Raw genomic sequence first — 17,395 nt, forward strand, 5'->3', positions numbered from 1 at the left:
TATCCTGGATTAAATATATTGGCGCAGAAATTCAGGGATCCGCTTTTCTAACCAATAAACTGGATTTCCTGGCATTGCACCGGCGATGAAGCCTACATGGCCCCCTTTTTCACTTAATTCCAGCGTGACGGCTTTAGAAAGCTCACTGGACGCAGGTAATACTTCCGGCGACATGAATGGATCATCCAGGGCGTGAACGATTAAAGTCGGTGTGGTAATTTTATGCAAATATTGCCGCGAACTGGCGATGCGATAATAATCATGCACATTGGCAAATCCATGCAAGGGCGCGGTGATTTGATCATCAAATGTCCAAAAGCAATGGCATGCTTGTAAATTGTTAAACGCCTCCGGCAAATTTCTTGCATCATCCTGCATTTTACGTGCGAATATCTGGCGCATTTGCCGCAAAAGATAGGCTTGATAAATGCGGGCAAGACCTTGATTCATGCGATCAGCCGCCACTCGCAGCTGAAACGGCACAGACACTGCCACTCCCGCGCATACGAGAGAATGAAAACCCGATTCTCCCAGCCATTTCAATAACACATTTCCACCCAGGGAAACCCCAACAATCGCTTTTTTGCTATGCGGCTCACGGTCGGTCAGAAGCTTTAAAAAATAAGCCACATCTTCCGTATCCCCTGAATGATAGGCACGCGGCAAGCGGTTAGGCTCACTGCCCGCACCGCGAAAATGCATGAGTACTGCCCGCCAGCCACACTGATTGAACGTTGCAAGAAGGCCGCCAGCATAAGCAGAATTTAAGCCTCCACCCAATCCGTGCAGCAAAATAACTAAAGGCGCATCCTGGGTTAATTCAGCATCAGCCCAGGCTAAATCCAAAAAATCACCATCAGGTAGTTCAATTTGTTCCCGGCGCAACTTTGGGACTTGCCTACGCCGCAAAAGCGTCGGATAAATCGTTTGTAAATGTGGGTTGGCAAGCCACCACGCTGGCTTGAAGGTGCTTTTAATGATCATAATGTATGAAATTGCGGACTAAACTCATGGACGGCCTGAATCATAACCGTTACGTGCTCCGGCGGTATGTCAGGAGTAATGCCATGGCCTAAATTAAATATATGGCCTGAACCGTTGCCATAAGACTTCAAAATCTGCTGCACTTGCCTGCGGATGCATTCCGGTGAAGTCCGCAATACGGCAGGGTCAAGATTTCCTTGTAAAGCGACTCGATCACCGACTTGCCTGCGGGCGACGCCTAAGTCACAAGTCCAGTCAATCCCCAGCGCATCACAGCCGGTTGCAGCCATTTGCCGTAACCATAATCCCCCACCCTTGGTAAATAAAATGATCGGAATGTGTGGGTAGCGGCTTTTCAATGAGCATACGATTTTTTCCATATAAGCTAAGGAAAATTCCTGATAATTGGCAGGAGTCAAAATCCCCCCCCACGTATCAAATAGCATCAAGGCATTCACACCGGCATCAACTTGAGCCGCCAAATAGCTAAGTACCGCTTCGCTTAATTTATTTAGTAATTGATGCATAACTCCTGGCTGCATATACAGTAACTGCAATATGTTTTTAAAATCGCGGCTGCTTTGCCCTTCTACCATATAACAAGAAAGCGTCCAGGGGCTTCCTGCAAACCCGATGAGAGGAAGTCCTTGCGGCATTTCACTGCGGATGCGTTGGACCGCTTCCATTACATAAGCTAAATCACCGAGTGGATTTGGTACTGGTAATTTAGCAACCGCTGCTGCATCTCGTACCGGGCGTTTAAAACATGGCCCTTCACCTTCAGCAAAATAAAGCCCTAAATCCATTGCATCCGGGATGGTCAAAATATCGGAAAATAAAATAGCGGCATCCAGGGCGTAACGGCGAAGCGGTTGCAATGTCACTTCGCAAGCCAGTTTGGGATTTTTACACAAACTCAAAAAATCACCGGCTTCGGCGCGAACTTGTCTGTATTCAGGCAGATAACGTCCAGCCTGGCGCATCATCCATACCGGCGTGCGTTCCACCGGTTTTTTCATCATGCTCTTCATGAATAATGATTCTGTTACTGCAGCCATAAATACCTTTCTTATTAATAAGATTTAATTTTAACACGAAAAGGGCCGAGAAGTATTTGCTGGTTGCCATAGCTTATCAGGCGTCTTTCTCTTCTACTTATTTTAAATTCGATGTACCCTGTACCCAGGTTAATTTATACAAACGCTTATGGATAAATTAGATATTACTGGTTTGGCTGTCGCGACAAAAATTGGTATTCATCCTTGGGAACAGCAAATTTTGCAACGTTTGTTAATAGACATCAGCATCCCGGTAGACATCAGCAATTGCCGCAATGAACTGGCTAATACCATTGATTATGATCAAGTTTGCCAGCAAGTCACGGATTATCTTAAAAGCAAACCATTTTCCTTAATTGAAACCGTTGCGGAAGAAATTGCTCAATTAATCAAACAAGAATTTTATGTTTCCCAGCTAACCGTGCGCGTCAGCAAACCCCATGCGATAAAAAATGCAGCCAATGTAAGCGTTACCATTCACCGCTAGCTGCAACTGGGCGTCATCATTCATGCAATAATTCTTCTATGCTTAAGCTCTCGTTTTTTAAAAATTTTGCAATAACTTGGTTAAATTCAGCCGCGAGTTGATCCTTGCAGGCAGTGGTAAGCGGCGCATTGATTGAAAACAAATACTCTCCTTTAAAGCTTTTGGAAAAATAAATCCATAAAGTTTCATTTCCTATGGGCCGGTCCACGCAGCTGAAATGGTTCGGAAACGTATAATTTAAATCGCCAAATTGCGCAGACTCTACTTCCTTGGTGAAAAAGCTCGGGGTAATGCTAATTAAAGTGCGTAAACTGCGCGGCTTTTGCAAAGGGATATTCCAGTTAAACCACCGGTTTAATTTATATTTTAAATTGATAAATTTTTTATCCACGCTTAAATGGCTTAGGTATTTAAAATAGTAATCGGTTAATGTCGCGTTGATATTATTTTTTACAAAAGCATGCTTCCATCGCACCTGCTGCCATTTAAAAACTATGTATTCCATCAAGGAAAAATGAAAATCTGCCAACCCCTTATCTTTAATTAGATGCGGGCATTTTTGGTAAGGAGCAGCTTTTATCAATTCATTTTCTATGCATTTAATGCAATCTAAAAATGTATCCTCGTCTTTGACGCTGATGTTGATGCGTTTATATTCGGAAAATAAACCCAGCACGGATTTGTACTGGCTGCCTTCCCGACCGCTATGAATTAAAATAATGGGAATATTATTTTGACCGCTCAGCTTATAGAAAGCAATTTGACAAGCGGCAATCAACCCGGTGCTCACATTCAAATTGTGGTGCTGATGCCAATTAATAAATTTCTCCATCATCTCGTGAGGCAGCGGATAATGAAATAAATTTTTTGTCTGGCGGGTTGCATCCGCTAAATGCGCATGTTCCCCGAAATATAATTTTTTGAAATTTTGATTATAGCGCTGCCAGAAATGAACTTTTTCGGCAAGATTTGCCTCATACTGGCGGTTATTCTCTTGTACGTAATCGAAATACCCTTTTTGCATATCGGGCAAGTGTGGTTCTTTTCCGCCTACAAGCTCTGCATACACCGCTTTTACCTCATTAAACACAATTTCACAGGATGCATCATCTACAATAATATGCGGCATGATTACCTGCAATTCGTGCAAAGAAGGATTAATTTTGTAGAGAAATACGTTAATTAAAGGTGGTTTGCTGAATAAAACCGGCTGCATGAGATTATGGTAAAATTCTTTGTGGCAAGCATCCGGCACATGGCTTAAAGAAATATCTTTAAAAATTAACTGAAATTTTCCAGTCTTCTGAAGCGCTTGCACGGGAACCTGTGCGTCAAAGCCAAGCCAGAACACTTCGTGGCGTTTAATGACTGTTTCCAGTGCTAGTTTTAGGAAATCCGGGTTAAGCTTACCCTGCAATTGCACTTGTAAGCCAAGATTAAAATTATATTTTAATTTTTTAAAAGCCCAGAACAAAAATTGAAAATCGCATACTGGCAAACCTGAATTCGTATTTTGTTGCACCTCGTGAGTTGGCGCTTGTATAAAACGCTCCAGTTCATGGGCGATGTAGCGGGCGATTTTATCGGTGTTTGGCTCATTAATGAAATATTCAATGGAAAGGCTCAATCCCTTGCACTGTAGTTTATCGTGGATGCGGTTTCTAATTTCAATTGCCATTAAGGAATCTAAACCCAAAGCAAATAAATCCTTTTTTGTCAGGCTTTTCATGTCTTCCAATTCCAAAACATCGGCGGAAATTTCTTCCAGCGCTTCGCTCAAAATTTTAATACGGTCCTTTTTTGGCAAAGTCCGCAAGACATTTAAAAAATACGGGGTTGCTGCCGGAATATGTTGCGCCACATCCGCAAAAAAGGCTGGCTTCGGTGTCTGCTTTAAATAAGACTCCCAATGAAGCAAGCAAGGAGAAATCTGCACGATGGGTTGCGACAATAAAACATCCAGGATGTCCATTTGCTCTTGCTGCAAAGGAATAAATCCGCGTTTTTGCAAGGCCGGTACCAAATTGGCTGTCATGCCGACGTGGGCAAATGGCCCCCAGTTTATCACCAACCCTGGCAAGCCTTGCCGCTGCCGCATGTAAACCAATCCATCCAAAAAGCCGTTTGCTGCCGCGTAATTCGCTTGCCCGCGTGCACCAAGCAAAGACGCAGTCGATGAAAATAAAACGAACAAATCAAGCGCCAAATGCTTTGTTAATTGATGTAAAATCAAGGCACCATCCCGTTTCGCACTCAACACTTGTTCAAGCTGCTGCACCCCCAGATTGACGATCAAACCATCATGAATTATCCCAGCTAAGTGAATAACTCCCTTCAGCGAGCCCGCCTGGTTAAGATTCCCAATTAGCTTTTCCATCTCCTGATAGTTGGCAACATCGGCTTGTGCGTGCTTTATAAAAATATTTTTTTCTCTGGCGCGCTCGATTAAAACCTGCAATTCAACAGGACAACTGGAGCGACTGGTTACAATGATGCGTTTAACTCCTCGCTGCATGAGGTAGTTTATCATCGCCATACCCAAACCACCCGTACCTCCTACGAGAAGATAACAAGCATTATCGGCAAATATTTTTGCCGGAACTGAATGAGTAACAGACAACTGTTTTTTCTTTAATCGCGGCACATAAACAGCATCGCGGACTGCAACTTGATCATCCAGGGCATGGTTGGTAAACACGTATTGCAGGGCTGGGAGCAAAGCGGAATTTTCACTTAAATCAATATGAAAATTTTTAGTAAGTTCAAGCTCATTCCTAAAGCTTTTCCAAAACGAACTTGCCATGGTGTGGTAAGGATTAACTTCATCCCTTGCATGAATCGCATAGGCATGTTCAGTAATTAAGGTAAAACTGTTTGCAGGTGATTTGAATAATGTTTTACAGCAGTTGAATAAATCCTGAAATTGGCTTTGCTCGTAGAAAAATATAAGATTTTTACCCTGTAAGCTAATCTCGTCCAATTCTTCGAGGAATTGATGATTTGTATCGCCTAAAAGATAAGTTGCCTTTTTTCGATCTTTGCTGATAACCAAAAATTCCGGGAGTTTTTCCCTAAGATTAAAATTAAACTCAATTTGATTCCACTTGATATGATATAAATTTTGCAGCAGCGATTCATAGGCAATGAAGTGATTACGCGTGACGGCTCTTAATTTTAATTCTTCAATATAGCCTAACAATAAACCTGAATTATCATAAAAATTCAAGTTGACATGCAATTCATTGGCGACCACTGTATTGAGCCTAGTTACCTCAACCCAAACCGTGCGCGGTGCTTCTTGATAAACCGCCATACGAGTAAATGCAAAAGGAACATAGGGAGTAGTTACCTCGGCATTCATTCCCAATAATAAAATGCTTTGCATGGCACCATCCAATGCCACCGGATGATAATAATAACCGGCATTTTGGCTATGTTGAGTTAAGCTAACTTTGGCCAGCACTTTATTGTCGTGCACATAACCTTGCTGTAAAACCTGAAATTCTTCGCCATAAAACAAAGACCGCTGCCTGAAATTCTCATAAATTTCCTGTACATTTACCGGCGTCCCAAAGCTTGCCTTTAAATCATCCATATTCACTGAAGCCTGAGAAACAGGTAAATGGTTCTTTATGTCCAGGGTGGAAAAATTTTGCCAGGCGCCATCTTGCCGCGCGAAAATATGTATTTGATAACCGCCGTCATGCTTGGGTTTCACTTGCAGCTGAAAATCTTGATTTTCTTTTGGATATAAAGGCCGTTCGATGAAGAATTTTTCCAGCGTAAATGCATTGCGTTTAAAAATCCGCCTGGCTGCAGCCAGGCTCGCTTCAATGTAGGCTGATGCAGGAAAAATCATCTTATCAAAAACACAATGTTGTTTAATATAATTTAAATGTTGCAAATTCAATTGCTGATTAAATAAATATTCATCATGCGGCAACGATAACATTTGCCCTAAAAGAGGATGTATTTGCGGTATTGATGCAATTTCTTCTTTTTTATCCAACCAAATTTCCGTGCGCTGAAATACATAATTTGGCAGCAATACTTTCGTGAAATCATTTTCTTGTGTGTGGTAATACGAAGACCAATCAACGGCATCTCCTTTCAAATAAGCATGTAGCAATGCCGCAAGGGCCGGATTATCGGGAATTTCCAGTTTGTTATTTTCCATATACGACGCTGCAAATTTCCCTGCTGCCAGTAATTGGCTTGCTGTTTGTGAATTTTCCGCCATTAGCGCCAAACGGTAAGCGTAATGATCACGGCAAGTGGCTGCAGTAAAACAAATATCAGCAAAATCATGGCTGCTTTCTTGTAAAAAGAGCTGATACCGCTTGCTTAAATTTGCCAGAGCAGCTTCCGATTTCGCTGACAGTAAAAGCACCTGTTGTTTCGCCGATACGGCAGCTCTTTTACGGGGCTTGCCAACAGGGGCCGCCTGCAAAATAAGATGCGCATTCGTGCCACTAAAGCCGAAAGCGTTTACTGCGGCGCATTTAGAAGCGGAGGCCCAATCGATAGTTTGTAAAGGGATCCTCGCTTCATGCAGCTGAATGTTCGGGTTTAATTTGCTGAAATTTAAGTGCTTATAAATTTTATTATTGCGTAAACTAACCACGGCTTTAATCACACCCGCAACGCCCGCGGCGCTTTCAAGATGGCCAATATTGGTTTTGACGGTGCCAAGATACAACGGTTTATCGGGTGAGCGCTGCTTTCCATATACTTCATTGATTGCCTGCACTTCAATCGGATCGCCTAATGGCGTCCCCGTACCATGCGCCTCAATGAATGAAATTTCATCCTGGGCTAAGCCCGCATGCTGCAATGCCTTTCTCATTACGGCTTCCTGGCTCTTACCATTAGGAACCGTCAAACCTGCTGTTTTACCATCATTATTCACCGCAGACGCCTTAATCACGGCCAAGATCCGGTCTTTATCCCGCAGTGCATCCGCCAGCCTTTTTAGAAATAACACCCCATATCCTTCGGCACGCACATAGCCATCCGCCCGCTCATCAAATGTTTTACAAAGACCTTCTGGAGATAAAGCACGCGCTTTGCATAAGGTAACATTGGATTCCGGCAGTAATAAAACATTGACTCCGCCGGCCAGAGCATAATCAATTTCCCGGTTTTTCAAACTCTGGCAAGCATAATGAATGGCGACCAAGGAAGAGGAACACGCGGTATCAACGCTTAGGGATGGACCTTTTAAATCGAACGTATAAGCAACGCGCCCTGGAATTAGATTTAAAACATTTCCCGTGATGGAATATGCGCTTAATTCTTCAGTGGAAAATCCGGATTTTTCAAGTTGGGTATAATATTCATTGGGGCCCACGCCTGCAAATACACCGGTTAAACTGCCACGCACAGACTCAGCAGGATAATTTGCATTTTCCAATGCGAGATAACATCCTTCTAAAAAAAGGCGTTGCTGCGGCTCCATCAATTTGGCTTCACGCGGGCTTATGCCAAAAAAATCCGCATCGAATTCTTTGATGTTTTCAAGTAAACCCATTTTACTTACATAAGATTTGCCGGGCGCCTCGATGTCTGCATCATAATATTTTCCATTATCCCAGCGCGTAAGCGGGATATCCTTAATTCCGCTTAATCCTTGCTCCAATAGGGCTTCAAATGCTGCAATGTCAGGGGCATTCGGCAGTGAGCAACTCATGCCGATGATAGCAATTGCATCCTCTTGCTGGTCTGCAGTTGCAATTTGTGTTTGCATTTGCGGCAAATGTTTGTCGAGTTCTGTTTGGATGTAAACCGATAATTTGTGAATGGAAGGATAATCAAAACCGATGCTAACAGTTACCTTTAGATAAGGCTGCAATTTTTTCTTAAGTTCCGCAGCCAGTTCCGTAATCATCAGTGAATCAAAACCCAACTCAAAAAAACCATCCTCTTCGTCCAGCTCTCCTGCCTCGGAAAGTTCCAGGATGTCTTTGCAGATCGCACTTATCATGTCTTTGCACGCGTTAAGATGCCCGGCAGCAGGAATTGCAACGTATTGTGCTAACCAGCCTGACAAATTTTGCGGTACAAATGAGGATGCAATTGCTGTCAAATCATTAGACAATTGCTTATGAAAGGCCGGTTCTGGTTTAGGAACAAAATCCAGCATAAATTTCAGATAATCAGGAGAAATAATGGCGGTGTGCTTGAATTCGCCATTTATCAAAATTTTAACGAAGGTATGGCCTTGCTGATTGTTAATCAATGCATGGCGGACACTGGGGTCGCGGGAACGCTTTTGCGCCATGCCGACTTCACCCCATGGCCCCCATTGAATCGCAGTTCCTGGCAAGCCCAAGAGATGGCGTGTTGCAATCAGGGCATCTAAAGAACTATTGGCAGCGCCATAAACTGATTCTTTATTGCTGCCGAAAACAGAAGAAATGGACGAGTAAACTACAAAAAAATCTAAATCGTAATGTTTTGTAAGCTCATGCAAATACCATCCGCCTTTTACTTTTGCCGAAAACAGATAATCCACATCTTTCTCGTCATGTTCGAGAACCGAAGCTTTAATGGCCGCACCTGCAGCATGGATAATCCCTTTCAGCAACCCGTCTTGATTCAATTCTGCTAAAAGCTGTGCTAATTTTTCCTTATCGGTAATATCCAAACTAATGGTTTGAATGCTTGCACCGGGATAATAATATTGAATTTTTTTAATGGTTTCCTGCAATCCCTTTTTTTCCACATCGCGGGAAAGAAGAATGACGTGTCTGGCGCCGGCGGACAGCAAGGCTTGTGCTGTAATTAAACCCAACCCGCCGCAGCCACCGGAAATAAGATAGCGGCTGTCGCGATCCAGTAGCCGTTTAATTTCAATTATTTTTTTACTCTTTAAGCGGGCAACCAAGCGTTGACCACTTCGGTAAGCCACGAGATGCTCGTATTGATTGTCGTAATTGTGGCGGATTTCATCCATCACGTGTCGAACATCATCCTTCTGCATCTTGTCAACATCGATAAGAATCGTGTTGAATTGCGGTAATTCCAAAACCAGTGTTTTACAAAATCCGACGAGCGCACTGTTGCTCGCGTTAAACTCAGTCACCGCCAATTCCGGAATACCGTGCACCGTTAATACAATTAATTGCAGTTTGATTTGGGCTGCATGCAATTTTTTAAGCAGAGTTAATAATTTTTTAACCGTCTGCTGTTGAAAATCAATGGCGGCATCAACTGGCAACGGAGCTTCGTGCAAAGCTTCGGCAAATAAGACGCCATCCAGTGAATTTAATGGAACATCATCCTGCTCGAGGATGATGTTTATCCCTTGTTCGGCAAAGTCGGCAACCCAGGTTTCGGGGCCTATAAAAAGCCAGTTGTTACCAACAACCCGCGGCTTTTGCCTGTCCAGGGCTTGTTCTTGCCATAGCGTTTGAAAACCCCAGTCTTTGGGCAGCAAGCCGTCTTTAATTTTATCTTTCGCACCAAACCAGTGTTCTTCACGCACAAATTCATACAATGGCAAATTTACCTTGGCAAAGCGGCAAGCCAATGAGCGGTAAACGCTTTCCCAATCTATCTTAATGCCTTCTTCATAAGCGCGCTGCAATCCTTCAAGATTATTGGGAAGTGATGCCGCTTGTTTTTCCTTATGCACATGATGAATGCAATAATTTTGTTGTTTAATTTGTGCGGCAGCTTCCTGCGCCGTACTCGCCTTGATAGCTACCCGAAATAAAAAATGGCTGCGGCAGGTAGCTGCCGTATAACAAATGTCAGCAAACTCATGCTCGGTCTGGCTTAAATATTTTTGATAACTCGCCAACATCAATTCCAGCGAGTCCCGGCTTTTGGCAGAAATGACCAGCAAAGATTCGGCCGGTAAACTGCGCCCTTCCTTTATTTTACCCGGCATTTCTTGCACGATGACATGAGCATTGGCACCACTGAACCCAAAAGAACTAACCCCCGCACAGCGTAACCCTTGTTCTTTTGGCCATGCTTGTGTTTCTAAAGGAATAGCCATGTGTTTCAAATTAATTTGCGGATTTAATTTTTTAAAATTCAGGTGCTTAAATAATTGTTTGGTTTGTAGGCTTAAAACGGTTTTAATGACGCTGGTTACTCCTGACGCACTCTCCGAGTGGCCCAAATTGGTCTTTACCGAACTGATGTAAAGTGGGTGTTCGTCGCTGTGCGACTCGCTAAAAATTTTACCAAGCGCATTGACTTCAATCGGGTCCGCCAATGGCGTGCCTGTTCCATGTGCTTCAATAAAATCAATATCACCAGGCAAAAGCCTGGATTTTGCCAGCGCGCTTCGAATTACCTCTTCCTGAGCGGTTCCATTCGGTACGGTGAAACCACCGCTTTTGCCGTCACTGTTTGCAGCAGTGCCTTTGATAACGGCCAGAATGTTGTCATTATCCCGGATTGCTGTGCTTAAACGCTTTAAAACAAGGATGCCGCATCCTTCGCTGCGCCCATAGCCATCCGCATCTTCGCTGAAAGTTTTGCAGCGACTTTCCGGCGATAACATCCTCGCCTTGCATAATGTAATGTTCGAATCAGGGCTTAAAATAATGTTAACGCCTCCAGCAAGCGCCATATCGCAATCACCGGCTTGCAAACTCAGGCAAGCGTTATGAATGGCAGTCATTGAAGAAGAACACGCGGTATCGATCGCTTGAATCGGACCATGAAAGTCGAATGCATACGCAACCCGGCCTGCTAAAGCATTTAATACATTTCCAGTGGCAAAATAAATATTCAACTCTTCCAGCGTTACCCCTTGATAAGCAAGGATACGCGGATATTCATTGGTTCCCACACCGACAAAAACGCCGGTTTTGCTGTCTTTAACGGCGTCTAAAGAGAGATTGGCATCTTCCAGCGCGTGGTAACTGGTTTCCATAAAAATGCGCAATTGCGGCGACATCAATTTGGCTTCGCGCGGACTGATATTAAAAAATTCGGCATCAAAATGTTTAACATGATCAATCAAACCCATTTGTCTTACGTACAAACGGCCCAGCGCATTTGGGTCAGGATCGTAAAATTTTTCATTATCCCAGCGCTCAAGAGGGATATCATCCATGCCGCTTTCACCCTGTTCCAGCAAGGATAAAAACTGGGCAATATTAGCCGCCTTGGGCAAACGGCAGCTCATGCCTATAATGGCAATAGGTTCTGCATTAAGAACATGGACAACGGGCTGCCGATGAACTGGCGGGGGGGCCAGCAATTGCTGTAATTGCCGGGCAAGCTTGTCCACGCTCAGATAAGAAGCTGATTGATTTAAGGAAAAAGGGATATTGAATCGCGGCAGGAACATTTCATGAAAGATTGCATCCAGCGCGCTCAATTGCACGGACGTTAACCCTAAGCTTTGCAAATCTTGAAAGACATCCAATTCTTCTTTTTTTAATAGGGTTTGTATCGAAGCAGTCAATTTGCTCTTGATTATCTCAATCTGCCCTTCTTTCGCTTGCGATTGCAGCTCATCCAACCAATGTGAATGCGCGTTAGGGCGGCGTGGCTCATGCCAATATGGCTTCCTGTCAAACTGGTACAAGGGAAGATCAATTTTATTAAACGGCGCATCCACATGAATGGTTTTACCTTGCAAAAATGCCGCATGGATTTGCCTGGCATCGCAAGTTATGGTTGCAAGTTCTTCTGTTACATTAACCTTAAAAATCTCATAATCTTTAGCAGTAATTTTTTTGATAACAGCTTCTTTGTCTTGCACCAGAAAGGCACAGCGATATTTAAATTGATCACGGCAATTGAGCAGCGTACAGCAAATATCATGAAAATCTGCCGCAGTTTGTTGTAAAAAATACACATAATCCGACAACATGCGCTTTAATGAAGGCTCGCTGTTTGCCGAAACGACAAAACAATTGCACGGATCGGATTTCATAGGCAAGGGCCTCGGATAAGACGCGGGGGCTTCTTCTAAAATGACGCATGCATTGGTTCCAGTCACGCTAAAATTGCATACTTGCACGTATCTTTTTTTATTTGGCTCCCTGGTAAACGGTATTGCTTCATCGGGCAGCAGCGTCGCAGCAGTTTGCAAGCCGATGGCAGCATTTGGCAGCAGGTAATGAAGATTGGGCGGGATGGTTTCATGTTTTAATGCACACAGCGCTTTAAGCAATGAAGCAAGGCCCGCTGCAGAAACCGTGTGCCCCAGATTGCTTTTCAATGCGCCAATAATAAGCGGCTTATTCGGGTGCTGATTGCGATGAATATGCTGTATGGCATTGAATTCAACCGCATCGCCAACTGCGGTGCCGATGCCATTGGCTTCGATGTAATCAATATCACGGGCTTTAAGATAAGCTTCCTTAAGAGCCGCTTCATGCAAAGCAATTTGCGCTTTAAGGTTAGGAGCGGCAAAACTATGTCCCCCGCCATCCTGATTCATCACAATACTTTTGATCACTGCATAAATCTTGTCATTATCCCTTAAGGCATCGTTTAAGCGTTTAACCACCACCACAGCGCATCCTTCGCTGCGCACATAACCATCTGCCTCGGCATCAAAACTGCTGCACTGGCCTTTAGCGGACAACAAACCCGCCTTGCTCAGCCCAATCCAGCTTTCTGGGCATAAGCCAAGATGCACTCCTCCGACAATAGCCATAGAGCATTGTCGGGCCCTCAAGGCAGTGGATGCAAGATAAAGCGCGGATAACGATGAAGAACATGCCGTATCTACGACCACGCTTGGCCCTTTCAAATTCAGAAAGTGAGAAAGCCTTCCTGCTGCTGCACTGTTTGCAACGCCTATAGATGTATGAGCATTGAATTTAATGCAATCTTTATAATTAAGCTGGCTGTATTCATGCGTGGACATTCCACAAAAAACGCCAGTGGCGGAATCGCTTAGGGATTTGCAGGGGATGTTGGCATCGTTTAAAGCGCGCAGCGCAACTTCAAGAAAAAGACGCTGTTGTGGATCGATTTGTTTGGCTTTTGCGGCAGATATTTTAAAAAAAGCGGCATCAAATAACGCCACATTTTCCAGAAAGCCTCCCTTGCGGCTGACCATTTTATCGGCTTTCTTTCTATCTTTTGCATGGTAAGCTTCAATATCCCAACGTTCTTTAGGTACTTCTTTGATTGGAGTCTTCTTTTGCATCAGCATGGCATGCAATGCTTCTACCGTTTCAACATCGGCGCCTATCCCTGGGAACTGACAATTCATGCCAATAATGGCAAGTGGTTCATTGCCTATAGCTTGTGCAGCATTTTCTTGATGGTTTACCACTTAAAACTCCCTGCAATACCTAAACTTAATAAGCAGTCATACATGAATACAACAACCTATTGCCTTGATGCGGCTGTTTGCCATGCATCCATGTGATGTTATCCACGATCATAAAATCTCCTTTCTGCCACTTGAATACATGGGAGTGACGTTGGATGATGCGGTTGATTTCCTCTATTTCTAAAGATGAAAAAGCTTGACCATTACCATAATGACAAACTAATGGCAATATATCTCTAAAAATCAAATACCTACCTGCCAAATATTGATGCAAAGGAAGTGCATTCAATTCCCCGAATAAAAAATTAGAATAATAATTTAAATAAGCTGCACAGTTAAACCATACGTTTTGCCGGGTCAGCGGGTGCTGCAATACCCCAGGCAAATATTGCCGCGTTATTAAATCCCTATCCTTCTTACTCCAAATCGTTTCAATCCCAGTATGACTTAATTTTTCTGTAATTTTTTCCTTATCGCTACCAAAATAATCGCGCCAACTGCGGGCGCTATTAGCCAGGATTTTCCTTAGCGCGTGATATTGCAGAGTTGCTCCATGAAAAAAAGATTGGTACATAACACCATGTTTTAGCAATTTTTTCTGAATAGCAAAAGGCATATCGCGCCAAATATCTGCCGCATTGGCAAATATTGTGCCCCCCCCCTGCTCTGGGGGAATGACGCAGCAAAAATAAATGTAATTCGGTGGATTTTTTGTCCTTGGTTTCTCATGATGCAAAGGGAGTGCAATATCGGGTGGCAAATCGCTTGATGTATAGACGTCATTCGGCAACACAGTGCGTGGAAAATCATAATCTTTCGTGCTGCAGCGTTTGCCAAGGCGGCAGGCTTCGATGATGTTGGAAAAATCATCCGGATTATTACAGTTAAAACCACGGAATAAAATTGCACCGTGCTCTTTAAGCTTCTGCATGTAATTGCTGTGCTGTGCAACTAGCAATTCCAACAATAAACCCGGACTTGCCGGCTTATTTGCAGGCGCAGCAATAACCGGGATATTTGCACTGCAAGCCATAAACACACTCATGTGCTCCACCTATCGTCGTTATTTAATCGCCTCTAAAAAAATGGGGCGCGTTGCATAATACAATTGCCCGCCATATCTTCGCTTGCAAATGGCTTGAAACGTGCCAAGCATCGCGTCCAGCAATTCTTGCATAATTTCTTCGGGAAAAGATTTCATAAACGGCATGGTAAGCAGCAAATTTTTAAAATAAGCAATGCTGGGTAATAATGTATGAGTATTGTGCAGATTTAATCTGATTTGTTTGTAAGGTAAAGCTGCCAAGACGCGGATGACGCGTAAAAAATAATTTTGTAAGGAGTTATCTGAATTGACGTACTGCTTCGTTAAATCACGATAGTAACGGTTAGTCATAAGTTCGTGCCAAACTTGTGAAATGCTGTTGCCGGAGAAAGACGAAAATATGGCATAGAATTTTCCTCCTGGCTTTAAGGCATAAAAAATATTTGGTAAAGACAACTCGATCCGCGTCCAATGTAAACACCAAAAAGAAAGTGCAAAATCAAATGCTTCTACAGCATAGAATGTTTCAATGTCATGCACGGCAAATGATAAATTACTTTGTGTCCAATGTTTGACTGCGTGATGAATCATCTCTATGGAACTATCTATGCCATGAATGTGCCCTTGCTTTAATTTATTAGCCAGAGCATGACTGTATGCCCCATCACCGCAACCGATGTCTAAAATATTTCCGTAAGGCACAATATTAAAATTTTTACAAAATGCATCGCTGGTTTCTTTTTGAAAATAATTTCCAGATTTGTATTCCTCCGGATCCCAGCTCACTTTTTCTCGCCTATTACATATATAGAATTGCGGATCATTATATTTTGCAGAAAATAAAGACTTAATACCATGCACAAGTGTACACGAGCTAACCTTTTCTTAAGGAAAAAGAGATATAATTTATTTATATTAAACATTTCACTACATTATGAAAACCAATGAGCATATTTTCGATAAATCGGTGATTTCCATCATTGCAGAACCGATCTTGCTTTCTGAACCCATAGAAAAACAAGCCAATTTAAAGAAACTTAGCGTTGCAAGATTCATGAACCATGCTCTGGCATTTACCTCAGCGGAAACTATAAAATTTCAACAAGAATTATCAAGCTCTGATTTTGATTTTAGCGAAAAAGATAAAAAGGAGATCGGCCGCGGCGCCTCTTACGCAATAACTGATGGTTTAAAGGAATTGCAAAAAGCTGCTGAATCAGTGCCAATTACAATAGAATTGGCACAAAAGGAATTGCAGGAATTGGGTGTCACGGAGGCCAGGCAACAAAATTTCATATTAGGCCTCGTCTTGCAATCCCGCATTGGCTGGCCTTTTACCATCACCCGCACCTTGCAAGGTTTGCTGGGCGATGCTGCCTATGAATACGATACGGGTGCCAATCTGGTCATTTCTTCCGGATCGACTCAAATTACCTATGATGCAAAAACAAATTGCACTTATCTATCGACAGCAACTTCATTAAAAAACAAACATACGGAAAGTCTTACCGAAACAGCTTTTGCTGAAATCCATTCAGTTATTGCAATTGGCGCAAACCAAGAAGCTACCCTGCAAGAAATTAAAATTTGTCTTTTGCCTGCAAATGAATTAACACACCAAGCATTAAAAACTAATTTAGAAACATTTTTCCTGAAGGAAGGTTTACGTGTTGAGCATGATTTAAAACCCTCTGCGTGGAAATATCTTAAGCATATCGTACTTGCATTAACTGGCTTGGCGGCAGCCGGTACTATTGGTGCTGCAATAGGCACCGCCATACTTCCAGGAGTAGGCACTGCAATCGGGGCAGGTTTTGCTGCGGCAGTTGCTTTACTTATCATTGGCCTTGCACGCATGATATTTGGCAGCCCTCTTTCGCAATTATTTGGCGCAATCCTTACTTCGCTTGCTGCAGGAAGCATTGGCACAGGAATTGGCGCTTTGCTTGGAACATTCATTTTTCCAGGCCTTGGCACCGGATTTGGAGCGTTAGCCGGCGCCTGTATAGGGACTGCTGCAGGCGGGGTATTTACCGGGTTTGCACAAATCATGAAAGGGCAATCTGTTCTTAGCAAACTGGCTGGAACAAGCCTGACCATGGCAGCAACAACCGCTATAGGGGGAGTTATCGGCACTATTCTCGGCAGCATTTTCCCGCTGGCCGGTACTCTGGCAGGTATGGGCATAGGATTAGGTCTTGGTTTTGCCATAACCGCTGTTCCGACCTTATTTACCCTGTTGTTCGTAGGAATAAAAAAAGGCATTGAGAAATTGCAGCAGAACAATTTGCAAAACCAGGCTCAAAATGTAATTGAAAATAAACCACCCTTGCCCAATACCGCTCATGTGGTCATGTCTGCCCTAACAAATGCCGAACGCGAAGAGCCACGGTCTTCTCTTGTTCTCCCGGCGCAGTCTACCAACCCAATAGAGAATGAATGTCCTTTAAAAAAGAGAGGGGGAAATGCATTTTTTAAAGTTCACCCAGAGGAAAATTCGGATGAGGTACAATTTTCGGAAACAATGCCCGACAAAATGGATAGAAATTCTGCAATCTAGT

The 17,395-nt window shown here is 43.3% G+C and carries 7 protein-coding genes; 2 read left to right on the forward strand and 5 right to left on the reverse strand.

Annotation, left to right across the window (positions count from 1 at the left end; translation table 11 throughout):
• Positions 1-9 precede the first annotated feature (9 nt).
• Together NKV53_RS02000 and hemE are read right to left on the reverse strand one after the other, a co-directional pair.
• Complete coding sequence (locus tag NKV53_RS02000; RefSeq protein WP_127032396.1) at positions 10-984, reverse strand: hydrolase; 975 nt, start codon at positions 982-984, stop codon at positions 10-12.
• Complete coding sequence (gene hemE / locus NKV53_RS02005) at positions 981-2,042, reverse strand: uroporphyrinogen decarboxylase (protein WP_127032395.1); 1,062 nt, start codon at positions 2,040-2,042, stop codon at positions 981-983. The genes NKV53_RS02000 and hemE overlap by 4 nt, the downstream gene beginning before the upstream one ends.
• 148 nt (positions 2,043-2,190) lie before the next feature.
• On the opposite strand from hemE, the gene folB reads away from it, so the two are divergent.
• The gene (gene folB / locus NKV53_RS02010; RefSeq protein WP_126953856.1) at positions 2,191-2,529 is read left to right on the forward strand and encodes a dihydroneopterin aldolase; all 339 of its coding nucleotides are present in this window, start codon (positions 2,191-2,193) and stop codon (positions 2,527-2,529) included.
• 16 nt (positions 2,530-2,545) lie between these two features.
• On the opposite strand, the gene NKV53_RS02015 is transcribed toward folB, so the two are convergent.
• From NKV53_RS02015 to NKV53_RS02025, 3 genes are read right to left on the reverse strand one after another with little or no spacing between them, the layout of a single operon-like run.
• Complete coding sequence (locus NKV53_RS02015; RefSeq protein ID WP_253350601.1) at positions 2,546-13,789, reverse strand: SDR family NAD(P)-dependent oxidoreductase; 11,244 nt, start codon at positions 13,787-13,789, stop codon at positions 2,546-2,548.
• A gap of 25 nt (positions 13,790-13,814) precedes the next feature.
• Positions 13,815-14,834: a TauD/TfdA family dioxygenase gene (locus NKV53_RS02020; RefSeq protein WP_253350602.1), complete on the reverse strand. Its 1,020-nt coding sequence runs from the start codon at positions 14,832-14,834 to the stop codon at positions 13,815-13,817.
• A gap of 18 nt (positions 14,835-14,852) precedes the next feature.
• The gene (locus NKV53_RS02025) at positions 14,853-15,620 is read right to left on the reverse strand and encodes a trans-aconitate 2-methyltransferase (protein WP_127032392.1); all 768 of its coding nucleotides are present in this window, start codon (positions 15,618-15,620) and stop codon (positions 14,853-14,855) included.
• Positions 15,621-15,768: 148 nt separating this feature from the next.
• On the opposite strand from NKV53_RS02025, the gene NKV53_RS02030 reads away from it, so the two are divergent.
• On the forward strand, positions 15,769-17,394 hold the full coding sequence (locus NKV53_RS02030; RefSeq protein ID WP_253350603.1) for an MFS transporter: 1,626 nt from the start codon (positions 15,769-15,771) through the stop codon (positions 17,392-17,394).
• The last annotated feature ends 1 nt before the right edge of the window (position 17,395 follow it).

It is taken from the genome of Legionella sp. 27cVA30 (genome assembly GCF_024160945.1).
In the GTDB taxonomy this organism is placed as follows: Bacteria; Pseudomonadota; Gammaproteobacteria; order Legionellales; family Legionellaceae; genus Legionella_A; species Legionella_A septentrionalis.